Consider the following 17,734-nt stretch of genomic DNA (forward strand, 5'->3'; position numbering starts at 1 on the left):
AGATTTTTAGGGAAAACGTTTTAAAAAGGAAGAAAGAAAGGATTATAAACTGACATCTTGCAGCGGATAGCTAATATTAGTAAGAATTTGTTTATTCATAATGCTGCTTTGAATGTCGGCACTTTGACCAAAATAGGCGCGCAGACGTTGCGCCTGAATCATAAAATCCATATGTTGGCGTAAGTCATGGTTAATCAACAAGGTTTTTTTCGGCAGCTGCACGCTAATGGTAATGTCGACCCGATGCTGCAACCAAGTGACTTTAATATCAATATAAATGGTTTCGGTGGTCATCCTAATGACGTTCACCAGCATTTTTTCAATCACGCTTTGTAAGGTTAAAGCGGTAATCACCATGTCATACATGACGTCTTCTTTTGGCAATTGCCAGTTTACTACCAATTTATCTGCCAAGCGGATGGATTCAATAGCCAAGTAATGCTTACACAGGGCAATCTCTTCTTCAAAGCTGATCTCACGCGCGCCATTAAAACTGGCACGAAATAGCGCTGAGACGTGCTGCAATAAAATAGCGGCGCGCTGCGGCTCAGACTCAATCAGCGACATCAAAGTATTGATGGTATTAAAAAAGAAATGCGGCGCTAGGCGAGCTTTTAACACATAATTTTGGGCACTCAATTTTTGCTCAAATGAGTGCTTTAGCGCATTTAGCTCACGATAACGCCTTAAAAAAAACAACAAGGCGGCAACGGTAAATCCGGCGGCTATCACCGTATTAAACACAATGATTGAGATAAAATCCGCCAAGTTATAGTTAAACCAGCCAGCGTTTATCATAATGAGCAAGGCCAACGCGACGGTCACCGCCATGGCAGTGGTCAAAATGAGTAAAACATACATACTGACGGTCGTTACGCGTAAGCCTTTAAAAACTGGACGTAGATAATCGATGAGATAAAAAGAAGGAATCAAGGCCAAGCTGGTTTGAATGAATCTTGCCATAAACTTGATAATAAACTGCATCTCATTAACCACGCTATGACGATCGACAATCGCCACAAACAGCGACCAAAAAAAGATTGCCAGCAGCCATTGCCAAGGCTTCATCATCTCCATGAGCTTGGGCATAAAAAACTCTAAGCGCTCCGCTAGCAAGGCAACCTCATCATTTGCTATACTTGAGTTCTTATTCTCTTGACTTGTCTTGTACCGATATGAACGCCAACTCTTCAAATAGTATTAATCCTAATTCAAATAAAAATTCATCTACTCCTGATTCTAGCATAGATGCTTCTATAACCAACACTCCTGCGCCGCAAAGTGCTACAAATGGTCAGGGTCAGCAGATGTGGGGCGGGCGCTTTAGTGAAGCGACTGATAGCTTCGTTGCCGCCTTTACCGCTTCTGTCGGCTTTGACCAACGCTTTGCTCGTCACGATATCCAAGGCTCAATCGCCCATGCGACCATGCTGAAAGAATGTGGCATTTTAAGTGCGGATGAGGTTGCGACCATTATCGATGGTTTACAGCAAGTGCTGCGCGAGATTGAAGCCGGTGAGTTTAACTGGTCAATTGCGCTTGAAGACGTGCACATGAATGTCGAATCGCGCTTGACGGATATCGTCGGTGCGGTTGGTAAGAAACTACATACTGGCCGTAGCCGTAACGATCAGGTTGCGACCGATATTCGTTTATGGTTGCGTGAAGAAACCGACAATATCATCGCGCTACTGGTACGTTTGCAAAGCGGTTTACTAGATTTAGCTGAGCAGCATACCGATACCATCATGCCGGGTTTTACCCATTTGCAAACTGCGCAGCCAGTGAGCTTTGGTCATCACGTGATGGCGTGGTTTGAGATGCTCTACCGCGATACCGAGCGTCTGGTCGATGCCCGTCGCCGTATCAATCAAATGCCGCTTGGTAGCGCTGCCCTTGCTGGCACGACCTTTCCGATTGATCGCACCATCACAGCCAAATTGCTAGGTTTTGACGGTATTTGCCAAAACTCGCTCGATGCCGTCTCAGACCGTGATTTTGCCATTGAGTTTACCTCGGCGGCTTCTATCTTAATGATGCATATGTCGCGTATGAGCGAAGAGATTATCCTATGGATGTCAGCGCAATTTAACTTTGTGCAGATACCAGATCGCTTTTGTACTGGCTCATCTATCATGCCACAAAAGAAAAACCCTGACGTGCCAGAGTTAGTACGCGGTAAAGCGGCGCGTGTGTTTGGCCAACTAATGACGCTGCTTAGCCTGATGAAAAGTCAGCCGCTTGCCTATAATAAAGACAACCAAGAAGACAAAGAGCCGCTATTTGATTGCGTCGATACTTTGACGGGTTCGCTACTCGCCTTTGCCGATATGCTACCGAATATTACTCCGAATAAGGAAAACATGCGCGCCGCCACCTTGAAAGGCTATGCAACTGCGACCGATTTGGCAGATTATTTGGTGCGCCGCGGCGTTGCTTTCCGTGATGCCCATGAAGTGGTCGGCAATGCCGTTGCTTTGGGTATTCACGAGGGTGTTGATTTGAGCGATTTGTCATTGGCGCAGTTGCAGCAGTTTAGCGATGCGATTGGCGATGATGTTTTTGACTATCTAACGCTAGAAGGCTCATTGGCCGCTCGTGACCATTTAGGCGGTACCGCGCCAAATCAAGTCAAACAAGCAGTGGTTAATGGACGCGCGCGCCTAAAAGCGTTTGCTTAAAAGCCTTTTTAAAGTTGAAGCTAGCAATAAAACTGTGCTTTAAAACCATCGCTTTTCTCTAACACCCGCCATTGTGCGGGTGTTTTTTTGCCATGCCTGATTTTGCCAGAATTAGATAGATTTGATGTTACCTTCTCTACACCTGATACGCTTTGCTAAATCGTGCAAGCGCGTTATGATAGATGAATACCAATATTCGACACGATAATTTAATACCCCTAATTAATGAGGATTGCCTGATGACTGAAACTTTTAATCCACAAGCCAATACCGTTTTTTGCCGCAAATATAAGCAAGAATTGCCAAAAATGCCGCATCCGCCATTTCCTAATAAAAAAGGTCAAGAGCTACAAGAAACCGTCTCTGACAAAGCTTGGAAAGAATGGCTTGAGCAGCAAACCATGCTGATTAACGAAAACCATCTCAGCATGATGGACCCTGAAGCCAAAAAGTTCTTAACCGAGCAACGCGAGAAGTTTTTGGACAACGAAGACTATGAGCGCGCGCAGGGCTGGACACCAGAAAAATAATACGCACGGTGATTTTATTAATTAAAAAGAATGTCATTAATTGAAAAACTGTCATTGATTAAAAGACAGTGATTACATTAATAACAGCAAGATTGCCTCTCTACTAACAAACGGCAAATGACTAGGCATCATCCCTATAATTTGTTAGTATGAGACTGATTTACAACACTGACAGACTCGGGGTGCGGTGTATGACAAGCTTAGTTTATAAGGTTGTCATACATTCGCTGAGAGATCACCCGCCGAACCTGATGCGGTTAGTACCGACGCAGGGAAGTCTTAAGACTATGTTTTATATACAAAGGGCGCGCAGAAATGCCTTTTTATTATTGCTCATACTTTATATGCTAGCGTTTTTACGCGGCCATGAGGCAAGCAATAAAAAGCGGCGCCTACCAATCATTTAACATGGCATTAGATTAATTTTCAATGAAAGTTGAATTTAATAGTAGTGCACGTGTTTGATGATTGAATTTGTCTATCTTGCATCGTCTTGTCCCGCAGCTACTGGCGGTGTTGCTTTTATTCAAAAACCAACACGCTAGGACAGCATATGACTACTTCAGATTTACAAACAGCCCAACCCCCTTCGACCCCTGTTACTAAAACTGTCGATAAAAAAGCCGACACTCTAAAAACGCCTGCCCATCGTACGGCCAATGATACTCGCTTTGAAGAAGACGCCCGCGACTTACACCGCATCTTACCCGCTTCTAAAAAAGTCTATATCGGGGGCTCACGTCCTGACATTCAAGTACCGATGCGCGAGATCACCCTTGACCCTACCCCCATACAAGGGGCAAGCGAGTCCGAATGGGAACAAAACCCACCATTTTATGTTTATGACACTTCTGGTGTTTACACCGATCCCAATGTCGAGATTGATTTGACCAAAGGCTTACCAAAGCTACGCGAAGGCTGGATAGCTGAGCGTGACGATACTGAACAGTTAGACGGCTTATCAAGCGCATATGGACAAGCGCGCGCCCGTGATATCAGTACTGCTAACTTAAGATTTGCGCATATTGATAAACCACGTCGTGCCTTAGTAGGAAAGAATGTCACGCAAATGCACTACGCACGTCGCGGCATTATTACCCCTGAAATGGAATATATCGCCATTCGTGAGACGCAAAAACAGCATGAACTGACCGATATGCGCCAACATGACGGCGAGAGCTTCGGTGCCAATACGCCAAAAATCATCACCCCTGAGTTTGTGCGCAGCGAGGTCGCGGCTGGTCGCGCCATTATCCCCAATAATATTAATCACCCAGAATCTGAGCCGATGATTATCGGGCGTAATTTTTTAGTGAAAATTAACGCCAATATCGGTAACTCAGCGCTCGGCTCATCTATCGATGAAGAAGTATCAAAAATGACCTGGGCAACGCGCTGGGGCGCCGATACCATTATGGATTTATCGACTGGTAATCATATCCATGAGACCCGTGAATGGTTGATTCGTAACTCGCCAGTGCCAATTGGTACGGTGCCGATTTATCAAGCCTTAGAGAAAGTCGATGGCGTTGCCGAAGACTTAACGTGGGAGATATTCCGCGATACATTGATTGAGCAAGCCGAGCAAGGCGTTGATTACTTTACCATTCACGCTGGCGTACTGCTACGTTATGTACCGCTGACGGCAAATCGCTTGACGGGCATCGTCTCGCGTGGCGGCTCTATCATGGCACAGTGGTGTTTGGCCCATCATAAAGAGAGCTTTTTATACACGCATTTTGAAGATATCTGCGAGATTATGAAGCAGTATGATGTGGCATTTAGCTTAGGCGATGGCTTACGTCCGGGCTGTTTGCAAGATGCCAATGACGAAGCACAATTTGGTGAGCTACGTACCCTAGGTGAGTTGACGCAAGTCGCATGGAAGCATGATGTACAGGTGATGATTGAAGGCCCTGGACACGTGGCGATGAACCGTATTAAAGAAAATATGGACTTGCAGCTTGAGCTATGTAGCGACGCACCTTTTTATACTTTAGGGCCATTAACCACTGATATTGCGCCTGGTTATGACCATATCACCAGTGCCATTGGGGCGGCAATGATTGGCTGGTTTGGCACAGCGATGCTCTGTTATGTGACGCCAAAGGAGCATCTCGGTTTGCCCAATAAAAAAGACGTCAAGGACGGCATCATCACTTATAAAATCGCCGCTCATGCTGCCGACCTTGCTAAAGGCCATCCGGGTGCACAGGCACGTGACAATGCTTTGTCCAAAGCGCGTTTTGAGTTCCGCTGGGATGATCAGTTTAATCTGGCGCTCGACCCTGATACGGCGCGTGAATATCATGACGAGACGCTACCAAAAGACGCCCATAAGTCGGCGCACTTTTGCTCGATGTGTGGTCCTAAATTCTGCTCGATGAAAATCACTCAAAACGTGCGCGAGTATGCTAAAGGTTTAGATGCAAAAGAAAACGGCGTTCAGGCTACTAGTGCGATGAGCCGCGCTGATATTGAAAAAGGCATGGACGAGATGATGCAAAAATATCATGCCGAGGGTCGCCAGTTGTATAAAGAAGTTTAAGCGATTAACGTTAATGCTTAATTCACAAAAAAGCGCTACTCATAAGTAGCGCTTTTTATTGCAAACTGTTTTATCTTTATAGTAGATTAAATCTTTGATGCTTCGTAAATCTCTTTAATAGAAGTATTAATCGTATCAGCAAACTCTGCGTCGCTTTGTTGCTTACTTAAGCCTTCGGTAAAAGCACGCGAGAAGCTCGCAATCATACCGGGATTTTGCTTCAATTTTTCGCAGGCGTCATGACGACTGTAACCGCCAGATAGCGCCACCACTTTTAGCACTTTTGGATGATCAATCAGCTCTTGATAAAATCCGTCTTCTTCAGGCAAAGTCAGTTTTAGCATCACTTGATGATCATCGTCTAAAAACTCAAGATTGTGCAAAATACTGGTTTTAAGGATGATTTCGCAGTCATGCTTTTTGCTACTGTTGATATCGACTTCTGGCTCAACAATCGGCATAAAACCTTTAGAAAGAATTTGCTTTGCGACATCAAACTGCTGCTGTACGACAAGCTCGATACCATCGACACTTGGCTCATAAATGACTGAGCGCATTTTGGTGCCAAATACCGGATAATTTTTTGCTTTATCCAGCAACAAGTCTAGATTTGGCATCGGACGCATCACCTGTACGCCGTTCATGTGTTCAGCCAAACCCTTATCTACCTTTAAAAACGGTACGATATTTTTATCTTCCCATAGGTAATTGGCGGTCGGTTTGCCATTAACCTCGCGCTCCATGGTATCTTCAAATAAAATCGCGCCAAGGACACGCTCATTATCAAAGGCATCACAAGTCATGATACGCGCGCGCATCTCATGCACCAAATCAAACATCGCCTCGTCATTGTCATAAGCATCGCCGCTGACGCCATAGTTCTCTAATGCTTTTGGCGTGCTGCCACCACTTTGGTCAAGCGCGGCGATAAATCCTGAGCCATTTTTTATATGCTGTAGTTGTTTTTCGTATTCCATTGAATGGGTATCCTATCCTAATTAATAAGGGTCAAACGTTATTATAATAAGTCAATCAGCCCTCAATAGTATGAGCCTGACTGTCAGTTACCTTATCATAGGACATGCCACCTGCCTATTGTTGATAAGTTAAAATTTTATCTATTTCACAGTGACAAGATTAAAGCAAAAACAATACCGCCACACAGCCAATCGCCAGTAATAAACCGACGATATTGATACGATTAAGGCGCTCTTTAAATACGCCTACTCCAATTAAAGTTGCCACCGCAATCACGCCGACGTTCATGCCTGTAAAGACGATACTTGGCGACTCAGACAATACTTGATGGGCGCGTATATAAGCATATATATTGCCCATATTGAGCGCGCCAAGTAATAATCCTGCGCTAAGGGCATTGCTCTGCCAGCGCACGCGAGTGCTAAGCAGGTAAACGAGCAGCAGCAAACCTGCTAGCCCAAAGGTCACAAATAAGGTTAAAGGAAACGCCGCGCCTTGCTTGGCAACTTGTTTGAACAAAATATCAATCACGCCATAGCCTAGCCAAACGCCAAATAACCAAAGTGGCGTCTGCTTTGCTTGGCTATTTATAAGCCCATGCTGCGGACGATAAACCAAAGCCCCAAGCGCCAAAAATCCTAACAACAGGCCAAATATGCGCGTACCCGTCAGTACTTCACCAAATAATAGAAATGCAGCAACGATAGGAATGATAAGCGATAAACGCTGAGCAGCATCGGTTGCTACCATCCCGACCGATTCAATCGCCCGCCCAAGGATAATAAACACTGCTGGCAACAAGATACCAAGCGCAATAATGATGCCCCAGGCATTGCCAAGTGCGCCGATACTACTGACATCTGGTTTTAATAACAGCCAAGTTAATAGAAATGCCACGGGATAGCCTGCCACGATGGTTTGGCGAATATCGATATTTTTTTGGCGTAATATTTTTAAAAGTACGGAAACAGCGACGCTACAGAGCACCGCTATCGTTAAATACATCATCAACTTTATCCTTGTTAAGTCGCAACTTTGCGCGTTTATTATTTTTATATGAGTAAAAAATACTTATTCATTAGCTGATTTCTCGTTTACTAAAACGTATAAATAAAGGCAAGCAATAAACTAAAAGAAATAATGGAATGTAACAAAATATTTCATCTGCAGCAATCTAATTATTGTGCGCTTGATTGTTCAGCTTACAATTAGCATGCAAGCATGAGGACGAATTTTGTTAAAATAACCAGCAATCCTAATAACAAAAGTAACGATTCACGATAGCGCTTAACGGCGTTTATCTTGGCGTACTGCTATGAATGCTCCCTGACTGCCTATGAATGCTCTATTTCGATTTTTTGAAACTCGTCTGCCCGCCTTTCCTGAGACGCCTATGCCGCTGCCCTCGCCGCGTGAAGGTATGCTCAAATTTATGTGGGCATGTACCAAAGGGCTACGCGGTTGGTTATTGCTATTTATGATTTTGTCCGCTGGCATCGGTATCTACGAGGCCATGCTATTTGCGTGGATTGGCAATATCGTCGATTGGCTTGGCGTTTATACGCCGCAAAATCTATGGGCAGAAAAAGGCGATATGCTGCTTTTGATACTGGCCGTGATGATTTTAAGTCCGCTTTGGATTGCCCTATCGTCATTTATTCATTTCCAAACCTTGCAAGGCGTCTTCCCGATGCAGATGCGCTGGCGTTTTCATCAGCGTATGCTTGGGCAATCGATGCAGTTTTATCAAGACGAGTTCTCAGGTCGCGTCTCTGCTAAAGTGATGCAAACGGCGTTGGCGGTGCGCGATACCGTGATGACGGTCACTGACATGTTTATGTACGTCGCCGTTTACTTTATTACTTCTGGCATTATTTTATTTAATTTAGACAGCTTATTATTGATTCCATTTATTGTGTGGTTTGTCTTGGTGTGGCTGGCGATGTGGTACTTTATTCCTAAGCTAAAGCAAACGGCGATTGTACAAGCCGATGCTCGCGCATTAATGACGGGCCGCATCACTGATGCGTATGCCAATATCATGACGGTCAAACTGTTTAGCCACTCGCGCCGCGAGCTCGATTATGCCAAAAACGCCATGGGACAGTTTTTGGGTACGGTCCATGCGCAAATGCGCTGGGTCAGCTACCTTGAGGTATCAACCCACCTAATCAGTGTGATTTTGGTCAGTAGTACGGCCGGTATCGGAATTTATTTATGGCAACAAAGCGCTGTTGGTGTTGGGGCAATTGCCGCTGCCACGGCGATGGCGCTGCGATTAAATGGCCTGACGCGCTGGATTATGTGGCAAACTGCTAGCCTGTTTGAAAGTATCGGGACAGTACAAGACGGGATGCGCACCTTATCTGCCCCGCAAACCATCGTCGATAAGCCAAATGCTTCTATCCTTAAAGTCAGCGATGGTCATATCGTTTTCGACCACGTTGATTTTAGTTATGAAGGCGAAGACGATGCCACAGGTTTAAACAAGCATAAATCAGGCAAGCCTTTAGATAACATGAATGAAGATGCTGCTATTCCTGCTGCGGATTCTGCAGCGGGAACTTCATACGCCAAGCTATTAGATAACTTTTACTTAGATATCAAACCGGGCGAGAAAATCGGTCTGGTTGGGCGTTCTGGCGCTGGTAAATCAACTTTGGTTAATCTACTCCTGCGCTTTTTTGATGTTGATAAAGGGAAAATCTATATCGACGGGCAAGCGATTGACGAAGTTACCCAAGAATCGCTGCGTCAGCAAATCGGTATGGTCACGCAAGATACCTCGTTATTGCACCGTACTGTGCGCGAAAATATCGCTTACGGTCGTCCTGACGCAACCGATGAGGAAATCATTACAGCTGCTAAGCAAGCGCAAGCGTGGGACTTTATCAAAGATTTATACGATGATAAAGGCAATACCGGTCTTGATACCCAAGTCGGCGAGCGCGGCGTTAAGCTCTCTGGCGGTCAACGTCAGCGCATCGCTATCTCACGCGTGATGCTAAAAAATGCGCCGATTTTGTTACTGGACGAGGCGACCAGTGCACTTGATTCTGAGATTGAATTTGCCATTACCGAAAGCCTAAACGATATCATGACCGGCAAAACTGTGATTGCGATTGCGCATCGATTATCGACCATTGCCGCGCTAGATAGATTGGTGGTCATGGATAAAGGCCGTATCATCGAGCAAGGCAGTCATGATGAACTACTGGCGTTAAATGGCGTTTATGCGCGTTTATGGCAGCGTCAAAGTGGCGGCTTCTTAGGTGAAGACAGCTAATTGAAAACTAACAATAAAATGTAAGATAACGGTTAAAAAACCGCCACAAGGAAGTGTGATTTTTATGGAAACTTTTACCAAACGCATTAATATCAGTGGCAAGCAAGCGCGCTATTATGATTTAGAGCAGTTGAACCAAGCTGTAAATCACGCAGACAAACCAAACCACCATAAACGCCCGCCTGCCCATTTTTATGGCGGCAATAGTTTCACTGTTGGTACTTATGCGCCATTGTTAAATGAGCTCGCAACAGAGTTTGATTTATCGGCACTAGCGCTACGTGGCTATTGGTATGACAAACCGCAAGCGCCGCGTCTGACCCGCGAGCAAGATGCCGATATACTGATTGAGTTTTTGGACAAAACCCAAAACGCGCCTATCGTTGGTATTGGACATTCACAAGGCGCAACAGCGACCGCCATAGCAGCAGCGAAACGCCCCGATTTATTCTCGCAGTTATATCTTATCGAGCCTGTCACCTTTACTAAAAAACAAGCAACGCTTTATAACTTACTACCGCGCAAGATATTGCTAAGCCGTGAACCTTTTAAAAGCACCCTAACCAAGCAGGTTACATGGGCAAGTATCGATGATTATTATGAGCATTTGCGCGCACAACGGGCTTATAAACGTATCAGTGATGAGCACTTAAAAGTATTTGCTGAGCAAAGTTTGACGGCCAATAATAATGGCAGCTATAGCTTGATGTTTGCCCCCGAGCAAGAGCTTGCCAATTATTTTGGTGCGCCTCATATCGATGCAGCATTAAAAAAACTGCACTGCCCTTACACCTTAATCACCGGCAAACCGACTTTGTTTATCAATGATAAAGTACGCAAACAATGGCAAGGATTTGTTCCCGCAGATAGCATTATCTCTTTGCCAGATTACGGTCATCTTTTGCCAATGGAAGCACCTGAATTGTGCGCGCAAATTATTAATGAACATTATGAGAGCAATAAATAGGCCGAGCGATGTGGAATGTAGGATATACGGAATATGAGCGATGAGCGACCTTTTTGCCCCTGCACCGACCGATAATTTCTTGCCTTATGATGGCAAGGTAAATGATTTAGGAATCGTGATTGACTATCCAAGTGCCCTATATTATGCCTTGTTGACGACGCTGCCTTGGCAATCTGATATCGTCACTTTATTTGGTAAGACCCACGTCACCACTAGGCAAATAGTATGGATGGGCGACAGCGCTGCCAGTTATCAATATTCTGGACACAGGCGGCAAGCCATTGCATGGACAGACTCGGTGTTTCATGTGAAACATCATATTGAACAACAACTAGCAAAAATCGGTATCAATACCCACTTTAATTCTTGTTTGCTAAATTACTATCCGTCCGGCGACGATGGTATGGGGTATCATGCCGATGATGAGAGGGAGCTTGGCGAGCAGCCGATTATCGCCTCTTTGTCACTCGGAGCGACGCGCAAGTTTGTCTTGAAGCATAAAAAAACTCAAGATAAAGTCGAGCTTTATCTTGAGTCCGGTCAGCTTATCGTCATGCATGGGGATACGCAAAAATATTGGAAACATACTGTCACTAAGACGAAAACAGTTTTAGAGGGACGTATTAGCTTAACCTTTAGGCAAATGATATTAGGTTAAGCGGGTTTGGCTTAATTTAAGCAACTCTGCCTTAGCTTGCTTTGAGCACAATCTTGCCAAAGGTATCGCCTTTTTCTAGCTCGCGATGGGCAGTAACTACTTCAGATAATGGATAGGTTTGCTGAATTTGTAAAATTAGCGTGCCATCAGCGACATCTTGTAAAACCTTTGCCATATCTTCGCCATTTGGCTTTACCGCGTAGCCGTCGACGCTCAAGCTTTTATTACTACCGGCAGCTTTTAGTTTATCAACCCAAATGGTCGGTAGCACTTTAACGCGACCAACAGATTTGAGTGTGCTCAAAGCGCGCACGCCGGCATCGTCACCGACCAAGTCCATCAGTACATCGGCTTGTAAGTCAGGAAAATCTTGGTCTTTGGTATAATCTATCCAACCTTTCAACTTGCTTTTATCTATCAATTTATCAAGTTTGGCGTATTTTTCTGGTGAGCAAATAAGCGTGACTTTGACATTATCTGACGCTACCTTTTTCAGCAAAAACTGAATCGCTAAATGTCCAACGCCGCCCGCTGGCGCGTTTATTACCACGTGTTCACCGTCTTTAATGTCGGCAAATTCTACAAACTGTAGCGCCGTTTGCCCGATACAAGGCGATGCTCCTGCTTGCTCTAATGTCACCGCCTGTGGTACTTTTGCCAGTAAATCAGCATCGACCGCCACGTATTCAGCGTAGCAGCTGCCATCAAAACTAAGGGCCGCGACGTCATCTCCAATGGTAAATTTATCGCTATTACTTTTGACCACTATCCCTGCAACATCAAAGCCTAAAATAGCGGGCTCGTCTTTATCAAAGTTATTTTTTTGAATCGCATCGGCGCCCCAGCCTTTACCTTGACGGGTTTTATAATCGACGGGGTTGATACCAGCGTAAGCGACTTGTATTAATACTTGGTTGTCCTTTAATTCAGGAATAGCCACGCCGTCTTGATATGTCATGACTTCAGGTTCGCCAAACTCGCCTATCTGTACGGCGTGCTGCGTCGTTGGTAGGTGTTTATCAGACATGATTTTTCATCCTTGTATTATTCTAATTTCTCTTTTTTGGTTAGTTTCTTACTTGTTATCCATTAACTGATAACAGCAATTCATAACAATGCTAATTCTGCACTTAGCGGCAAATGATCCGATAGTGTTGACCAAGGCTTACCGGTATGTACCCACGCGTCTTTTACCCTTAGATTGCGCACATAGATGCGGTCTAGACTGAGCACAGGCAGTTTTGCTGGAAAAGTCGGTAGCAATTTGCCATGACAATGCTTAAAAGCTTCGGTCATCCCTAAGCTTGAAGCGAGCCTGTCACAAGACATTTTTTTCCAATCATTAAAATCACCTGCCAAAATCAGCGGCTGTTCGGCAGCAATCTCATTACGCACATAATTGGAGATGGCTTCGTACTGCTTGATACGGTCGCGCTCAAAGAGGTTTAAATGGGCGCATAACACCACTACTGGCATCTCCCACCCTAGCGGCTGCACTTCACAGTGCAAGACACCGCGCTGCTCAAGTTTATTCACCGTAATATTGACGTTATGTTTTGGGTCTAGCGGAAAGCGACTCAACACCGCATTGCCATGATGACCGTTTTCATACTCTGAGTTTTTGCCATAGCTGTTTTGCAGTTGCAGATATTCACCAAACCATTCGTGCTGTGATTGGTCGGGGTATTCGTTATATTGCATATTGCGCTTGAGGTTTTGCCCCTGCACTTCTTGCAGGCAAAGAATGTCTGAGCCGATGATATCAAGCGCTTGGGCGATACCCTGTATCTTCACTTGGCGATTCATCGGCGACATGCCTTTATGAATGTTGTAGCTGGTTAAAACAAAAGAGGTGGTATTAGTCATAAATTTATCAGTTATAAACTCAATATGGATAGCGTAAGGGTGAACAGCGTTTTATTAAAAACTTATCAAATGACACCGGTCATCAGATAAACATGAACCTAGGTTATTATAAAAAAGAGCATTGATTCATATCGAACCAATGCTCCCATATTATACCTAAGTCGTAACGATGGCTAACTCATTAACGAATAGCAGCTATCAATTAATAGCGCGTTACCAGAGCAATTGGCTGATCTTCACCCATCAGCTCCTGCGGCATGAATACGACTTTGCCACCGTTATGAATGACGTGTTCGATGATTTCACCAACCGCATCATCAGTCACGCCTTGGGCAGTCGCATCATCAGCCATGCTTAAAGTCTGCGCCGCTTCATCGATCATAGCCGGTTGCATGTAACCGCGACGAACATATAAAGTCTCGCCAACCCCTTGGAAGGCGCTGCGGTACACTTCTTGTAAATCCGTTTGCAGCATATTGGCACCGCGCGCTTTGTCAATTTCACCCATAGCGGCTTGATGTAATGACGAGCGATAATTTTCAACCGCTTCTTGTACGCTATCAACGATATGCTGCGCGCTGCCTTCTTCCAAATTGGTGGCATTTGAAACGGTAGCAATAATATTATCTGGACGATCACAAACATCTTTATAATAACCGATATTTTTGGTATCCCCAACGATGACTAAAGGCATTTTATGCTCGCCCCATAGCTCTTGTACGCTCTTATCTACTTGGTTAAAGAACTCTTTTAGATAGCTACTCTCGTTATTTGCTGAGCGATCAGAGCCACCATCACCTGTCTTATATAAACTATTGTTTTCGATAGGAAATGGAATGCTCTCCATGTTCTTTTGCGCATCATCATCTTTGTCAAACTCTTTGACAACACGATCGTTAGACGCTTCAATCAAGCGCGCCTTATCACGGGTTAATACTACCGTATAATAATGCACGGCGCTGGCCATATCACGCACCAAATCACGCGTTGCAAATCTATCAGAGATGATCACGCGCTCTTTGGTATCAATAGGCATACGGACGATTTGAGCATCGTCAGTGCTAGCAAATATGGCTAAGGTATCTAAGTTATAGTTGTGATTTAGGTCACTGGTTTTATTTTTGATATTTTCTAAAATAGAGGTGGCGGTACTTTTGTCGTACTCGTTATTTAGGCGCTCTTCGACCACTTTTAGTTGGTTTTTAAGGGCGATAGGATCCTTTTGATTGTCAGGATGCTCACGGTGGGTTTTGACAAAAATACTGACCGCTGGATTGGCTTTGGTCTCACGTAGACTTTTAAGAGTTGCTTTCATAAATACTGCTCCTTATCTTATTATGATTGGTTGGTATTGCAAAATTGTCTTAGAATTTGAAAATTATTTTTAATAACTGCCTTGTGTTTAATTTATTATATTAAGTCCTTGTATTACTAAGATGCTAACAACTTGTCCTCACTCCCTGTAGGGTTAATTTGCAAGTAAATGATGACTCTTTGTAAGTGAAACTTAGCAAACTATCAGTCATATCGATAATTAGCGCCGGGTTATTATCCAATTGGACATTTCTAAAAATCCCATTTGTAAAATGAACACTCTAAAACCAATTATAACGCTGGCTTGTATTTCAACCGCGTCATACCCATCTTTTAGATAACCTTTACTTTACATAACGTTTTAAACTACGTTTTAAATAACGTTCATAGCACTTTATCTAAATTATAATAATTTATTCATTACTAACAGACCTTGACTAACAGACATTGGATACCTTTCTTTATGAACTCTATTGCTCCAGACCTACACCTTGTTGATTTTTCCAGTACCACACCTGATGCCTTACAAAGCCAGGTCATCAGTGCTATCGATGCTGCCAACCGTTTTTTAGATGAGATGTCGGCAGATAGCAAGCTTAGCGCTGAGCAGGCGTTGGCAGAGGTGATGAGCTTTGACCATATAAACTTGGCGTTGGATCGTAGTTGGGGAATTTTGTCGCATCTTAATAGCGTGATGAGTAGCGATGAGATTCGTCATGTCCATCATGAATTGTTGCCCAAGCTGTCTGCTTATGGCACGCGTGTTGGTCAGCATCAGCCGCTATTTAGTCGCTATCAGACGATCGTCAATGATCAGGCTTTCTTTGCTGCTCTAGAACCTGCGCGGGCGCGAGCGATTGAGCTTGCGCTGCGTAGCTTTGAGCTATCAGGCGTTGCGCTACCCAAAGCTGAACAAGAAACCTTTGCTGCTATTCAAAGTGAATTGTCGACTTTATCAGCGACGTTCTCAGACCATATCTTGGATGCTACTCAGGCGTATGCCTTACCGCTTGAACAAGGCCAATTAGCAGGGTTAACTGAGAGTGGTTTGGCGCTATTAGCGGACGCAGGTGAACAGTATAAAGCGCGTGAGCTTGCCAGCGGTACGCTTACCCAAGGACAAATTGATGCGTTGCCGACGCCTTATTATGTGGCAAGCTTAAATATTCCTGTTTATCTTGCCGTCATGACCCATGCCGATGACCGCAATCTGCGTGAAACGCTTTACCGCGCTTATGTGACCCGCGCTTCTGAGTTTGATAAGCATACCAATGCCAAAGGTGAGTCGCTTAATAATGCCGACATCATGAGTCAAATCCTACAATTACGCGCACAAAAAGCCAAGTTATTAGGCTTTAATAATTATGCTGAAGTGTCACTGTCGACCAAAATGGCAGATAGCGTTGTAGAGGTTGAAACCTTTTTACGCGATTTAGCCGCGCAAGCAACCCCAGCCGCTAAGCAAGACTTAGCGCAGTTGCAAAAGTATGCGCAGGCTTATGGTATTAATGACTTGCAGCCATGGGACAGCGCTTATATTGCCGAAAAAGTAAAACAGAGCGAGTTTAGTTTATCGCAAGAGGAGATACGTCCTTATTTCCCACTACCGAAAGTGATTAGCGGATTATTTACGATCGTTGAGCGCTTATACGGTATCAAGGTACAAGAGCACAGTGAGTCTGTGTCGCGCTGGCACGATGACGTACGTTTTTATCAATTATTTGACGCCGATGATCACTTGCTTGGTGGCTTTTACTTTGATTTATTTGCTCGTAGCGGCAAACGCGGCGGCGCGTGGATGAGCGGTTTTCAATCACGTTATACCTATACGGAGCAAGACCATCAGCAGCTACCGGTCTGCTTTATGGTCGGCAACTTCACCCCTGCCCTCGATGGTAAACCAAGCCTATTGACTCACGATGAAGTACTGACCTTGTTCCACGAGTTTGGTCATGGTTTACATCACTTATTAACCCAAGTAACTGTTGGTGATGTCGCTGGTGTCAATGGCGTTGAGTGGGATGCAGTCGAATTGCCCAGTCAATTTATGGAAAACTGGGCGTGGGATGCCGAAGGGATTGCTTTAATAAGTAGCCATGTTGAAAGCGGCGAACCCTTGCCAAAAGACAAACTTGCCGCCCTACTAGCGGTCAAAAACTTCCAAAGCGGCATGCAAACCTTACGTCAAATCGAGTTTGCACTTTTTGATTTATTGATTCATGCGCAGACGCCAGCACTTGATTATGATGGTATCTTGGCGACGTTAAACGCCGTGCGCGATGATATTGCGATTGTGCAGACGCCAGATTACAACCGTTTTGCTAATGGCTTTAGCCATATCTTTGCTGGTGGGTATGCCGCCGGTTATTACTCGTATAAATGGGCGGAGCTATTGTCTGCCGATGCGTTTAGTAAGTTTGAAGAAGAAGGTATCTTTAACCCAACTACCGGCAAAGCCTTTCGCGAGACTATTTTATCGGTCGGTGGTAGTTTTCCTGCTAAGACCAATTTTGAGAACTTCCGAGGTCGCAGCGCCAGTATCGATGCTTTACTACGGCATAGTGGTTTTGACAATACTAAAAATGACGTTGCTAAAAATGACGTTGCTAAAGCCAATGTTCAAACGACGCGCGAGGTCATCTAAATGCGCTATCAATCATCAACGCCAAAGCGCCGGTTTTTAGCAGGCGTTCGCTGCCCTAAATGTCAGGCGATGGATGCAGTGATGCAAGTAAATATCGTCACACCCGAACCTGACGAATACATCGAATGTACGCAGTGCGGACATACAGAGCGCCGCCCCGATCCCGATACTATCAGTGCTAAAAACCATTTAGAGGACCAGATCGCGCGTGATGCGATGTCGACTGGTACCAGTGGGACAGTCAAATTCAAGCCATAAGTCA

The 17,734-nt window shown here is 44.7% G+C and carries 14 protein-coding genes and 1 riboswitch; of the genes, 8 read left to right on the forward strand and 6 right to left on the reverse strand.

The window, feature by feature from the left end; genetic code table 11:
* Positions 1-42 precede the first annotated feature (42 nt).
* On the reverse strand, positions 43-1,089 hold the full coding sequence (locus tag FOR85_RS04120) for a histidine kinase (RefSeq protein ID WP_223808499.1): 1,047 nt from the start codon (positions 1,087-1,089) through the stop codon (positions 43-45).
* Between the two features lie 218 nt (positions 1,090-1,307).
* On the opposite strand from FOR85_RS04120, the gene argH reads away from it, so the two are divergent.
* From argH to thiC, 3 genes are all read left to right on the forward strand, one after another.
* Complete coding sequence (gene argH / locus FOR85_RS04125) at positions 1,308-2,681, forward strand: argininosuccinate lyase (protein WP_144296872.1); 1,374 nt, start codon at positions 1,308-1,310, stop codon at positions 2,679-2,681.
* Positions 2,682-2,920: 239 nt separating this feature from the next.
* Positions 2,921-3,211: an oxidative damage protection protein gene (locus FOR85_RS04130; RefSeq protein WP_068407860.1), complete on the forward strand. Its 291-nt coding sequence runs from the start codon at positions 2,921-2,923 to the stop codon at positions 3,209-3,211.
* A gap of 168 nt (positions 3,212-3,379) precedes the next feature.
* Positions 3,380-3,503: riboswitch (TPP riboswitch) on the forward strand.
* 261 nt (positions 3,504-3,764) lie between these two features.
* Positions 3,765-5,759, forward strand: a complete 1,995-nt coding sequence (gene thiC / locus FOR85_RS04135) for a phosphomethylpyrimidine synthase ThiC (protein WP_223808500.1) — start codon at positions 3,765-3,767, stop codon at positions 5,757-5,759.
* Positions 5,760-5,845: 86 nt separating this feature from the next.
* Here the strand turns inward: thiC and FOR85_RS04140 are convergent, their stop codons facing one another.
* On the reverse strand, positions 5,846-6,736 hold the full coding sequence (locus FOR85_RS04140) for a fructose bisphosphate aldolase (protein ID WP_144296841.1): 891 nt from the start codon (positions 6,734-6,736) through the stop codon (positions 5,846-5,848).
* Positions 6,737-6,896: 160 nt separating this feature from the next.
* Positions 6,897-7,745 (reverse strand): EamA/RhaT family transporter, encoded by an 849-nt coding sequence (locus FOR85_RS04145; RefSeq protein WP_144296842.1) that lies wholly within the window; start codon positions 7,743-7,745, stop codon positions 6,897-6,899.
* 328 nt (positions 7,746-8,073) lie between these two features.
* Here FOR85_RS04145 and FOR85_RS04150 point away from each other — a divergent pair, with 328 nt between their 5' ends.
* The 3 genes from FOR85_RS04150 (at position 8,074) to FOR85_RS04160 (ending at position 11,648) form a co-directional block, all read left to right on the forward strand.
* Positions 8,074-10,023, forward strand: coding sequence for an ABC transporter ATP-binding protein (locus tag FOR85_RS04150; RefSeq protein WP_144296843.1), 1,950 nt, complete (start codon positions 8,074-8,076; stop codon positions 10,021-10,023).
* Between the two features lie 64 nt (positions 10,024-10,087).
* Positions 10,088-10,990, forward strand: a complete 903-nt coding sequence (locus tag FOR85_RS04155) for an alpha/beta fold hydrolase (protein ID WP_144296844.1) — start codon at positions 10,088-10,090, stop codon at positions 10,988-10,990.
* Positions 10,991-11,030: 40 nt separating this feature from the next.
* Complete coding sequence (locus FOR85_RS04160; protein WP_144296845.1) at positions 11,031-11,648, forward strand: alpha-ketoglutarate-dependent dioxygenase AlkB; 618 nt, start codon at positions 11,031-11,033, stop codon at positions 11,646-11,648.
* Positions 11,649-11,679: 31 nt separating this feature from the next.
* On the opposite strand, the gene FOR85_RS04165 is transcribed toward FOR85_RS04160, so the two are convergent.
* From FOR85_RS04165 to FOR85_RS04175, 3 genes are all read right to left on the reverse strand, one after another.
* The gene (locus FOR85_RS04165) at positions 11,680-12,675 is read right to left on the reverse strand and encodes an NADP-dependent oxidoreductase (protein WP_144296846.1); all 996 of its coding nucleotides are present in this window, start codon (positions 12,673-12,675) and stop codon (positions 11,680-11,682) included.
* Between the two features lie 80 nt (positions 12,676-12,755).
* Complete coding sequence (locus tag FOR85_RS04170) at positions 12,756-13,514, reverse strand: endonuclease/exonuclease/phosphatase family protein (RefSeq protein WP_144296847.1); 759 nt, start codon at positions 13,512-13,514, stop codon at positions 12,756-12,758.
* Positions 13,515-13,716: 202 nt separating this feature from the next.
* The gene (locus tag FOR85_RS04175; RefSeq protein ID WP_144296848.1) at positions 13,717-14,829 is read right to left on the reverse strand and encodes a hypothetical protein; all 1,113 of its coding nucleotides are present in this window, start codon (positions 14,827-14,829) and stop codon (positions 13,717-13,719) included.
* Positions 14,830-15,291: 462 nt separating this feature from the next.
* Between FOR85_RS04175 and FOR85_RS04180 the strand changes: the two genes are divergently transcribed.
* Both FOR85_RS04180 and FOR85_RS04185 read left to right on the forward strand, forming a co-directional pair.
* Entirely contained in the window at positions 15,292-17,472 is a 2,181-nt protein-coding gene (locus FOR85_RS04180) for a M3 family metallopeptidase (protein WP_144296849.1), read from the forward strand.
* Positions 17,473-17,730, forward strand: a complete 258-nt coding sequence (locus FOR85_RS04185; RefSeq protein ID WP_144296850.1) for a YheV family putative metal-binding protein — start codon at positions 17,473-17,475, stop codon at positions 17,728-17,730.
* The last annotated feature ends 4 nt before the right edge of the window (positions 17,731-17,734 follow it).

This window comes from Psychrobacter sp. YGAH215 (assembly GCF_007280595.1).
GTDB classification, from domain to species: Bacteria; Pseudomonadota; Gammaproteobacteria; order Pseudomonadales; family Moraxellaceae; genus Psychrobacter; species Psychrobacter faecalis.

Excerpts from the sequence above, each read along its gene's own strand:
- FOR85_RS04120 (WP_223808499.1), bottom strand. The coding sequence starts at position 1,089 with ATGCCCAAGCTCATGGAGATGATGAAGCCTTGGCAATGGCTGCTGGCA.
- argH (WP_144296872.1), top strand. The coding sequence starts at position 1,308 with ATGTGGGGCGGGCGCTTTAGTGAAGCGACTGATAGCTTCGTTGCCGCC.
- FOR85_RS04130 (WP_068407860.1), top strand. The coding sequence starts at position 2,921 with ATGACTGAAACTTTTAATCCACAAGCCAATACCGTTTTTTGCCGCAAA.
- thiC (WP_223808500.1), top strand. The coding sequence starts at position 3,765 with ATGACTACTTCAGATTTACAAACAGCCCAACCCCCTTCGACCCCTGTT.
- FOR85_RS04140 (WP_144296841.1), bottom strand. The coding sequence starts at position 6,736 with ATGGAATACGAAAAACAACTACAGCATATAAAAAATGGCTCAGGATTT.
- FOR85_RS04145 (WP_144296842.1), bottom strand. The coding sequence starts at position 7,745 with ATGATGTATTTAACGATAGCGGTGCTCTGTAGCGTCGCTGTTTCCGTA.
- FOR85_RS04150 (WP_144296843.1), top strand. The coding sequence starts at position 8,074 with ATGAATGCTCTATTTCGATTTTTTGAAACTCGTCTGCCCGCCTTTCCT.
- FOR85_RS04155 (WP_144296844.1), top strand. The coding sequence starts at position 10,088 with ATGGAAACTTTTACCAAACGCATTAATATCAGTGGCAAGCAAGCGCGC.
- FOR85_RS04160 (WP_144296845.1), top strand. The coding sequence starts at position 11,031 with ATGAGCGACCTTTTTGCCCCTGCACCGACCGATAATTTCTTGCCTTAT.
- FOR85_RS04165 (WP_144296846.1), bottom strand. The coding sequence starts at position 12,675 with ATGTCTGATAAACACCTACCAACGACGCAGCACGCCGTACAGATAGGC.
- FOR85_RS04170 (WP_144296847.1), bottom strand. The coding sequence starts at position 13,514 with ATGACTAATACCACCTCTTTTGTTTTAACCAGCTACAACATTCATAAA.
- FOR85_RS04175 (WP_144296848.1), bottom strand. The coding sequence starts at position 14,829 with ATGAAAGCAACTCTTAAAAGTCTACGTGAGACCAAAGCCAATCCAGCG.
- FOR85_RS04180 (WP_144296849.1), top strand. The coding sequence starts at position 15,292 with ATGAACTCTATTGCTCCAGACCTACACCTTGTTGATTTTTCCAGTACC.
- FOR85_RS04185 (WP_144296850.1), top strand. The coding sequence starts at position 17,473 with ATGCGCTATCAATCATCAACGCCAAAGCGCCGGTTTTTAGCAGGCGTT.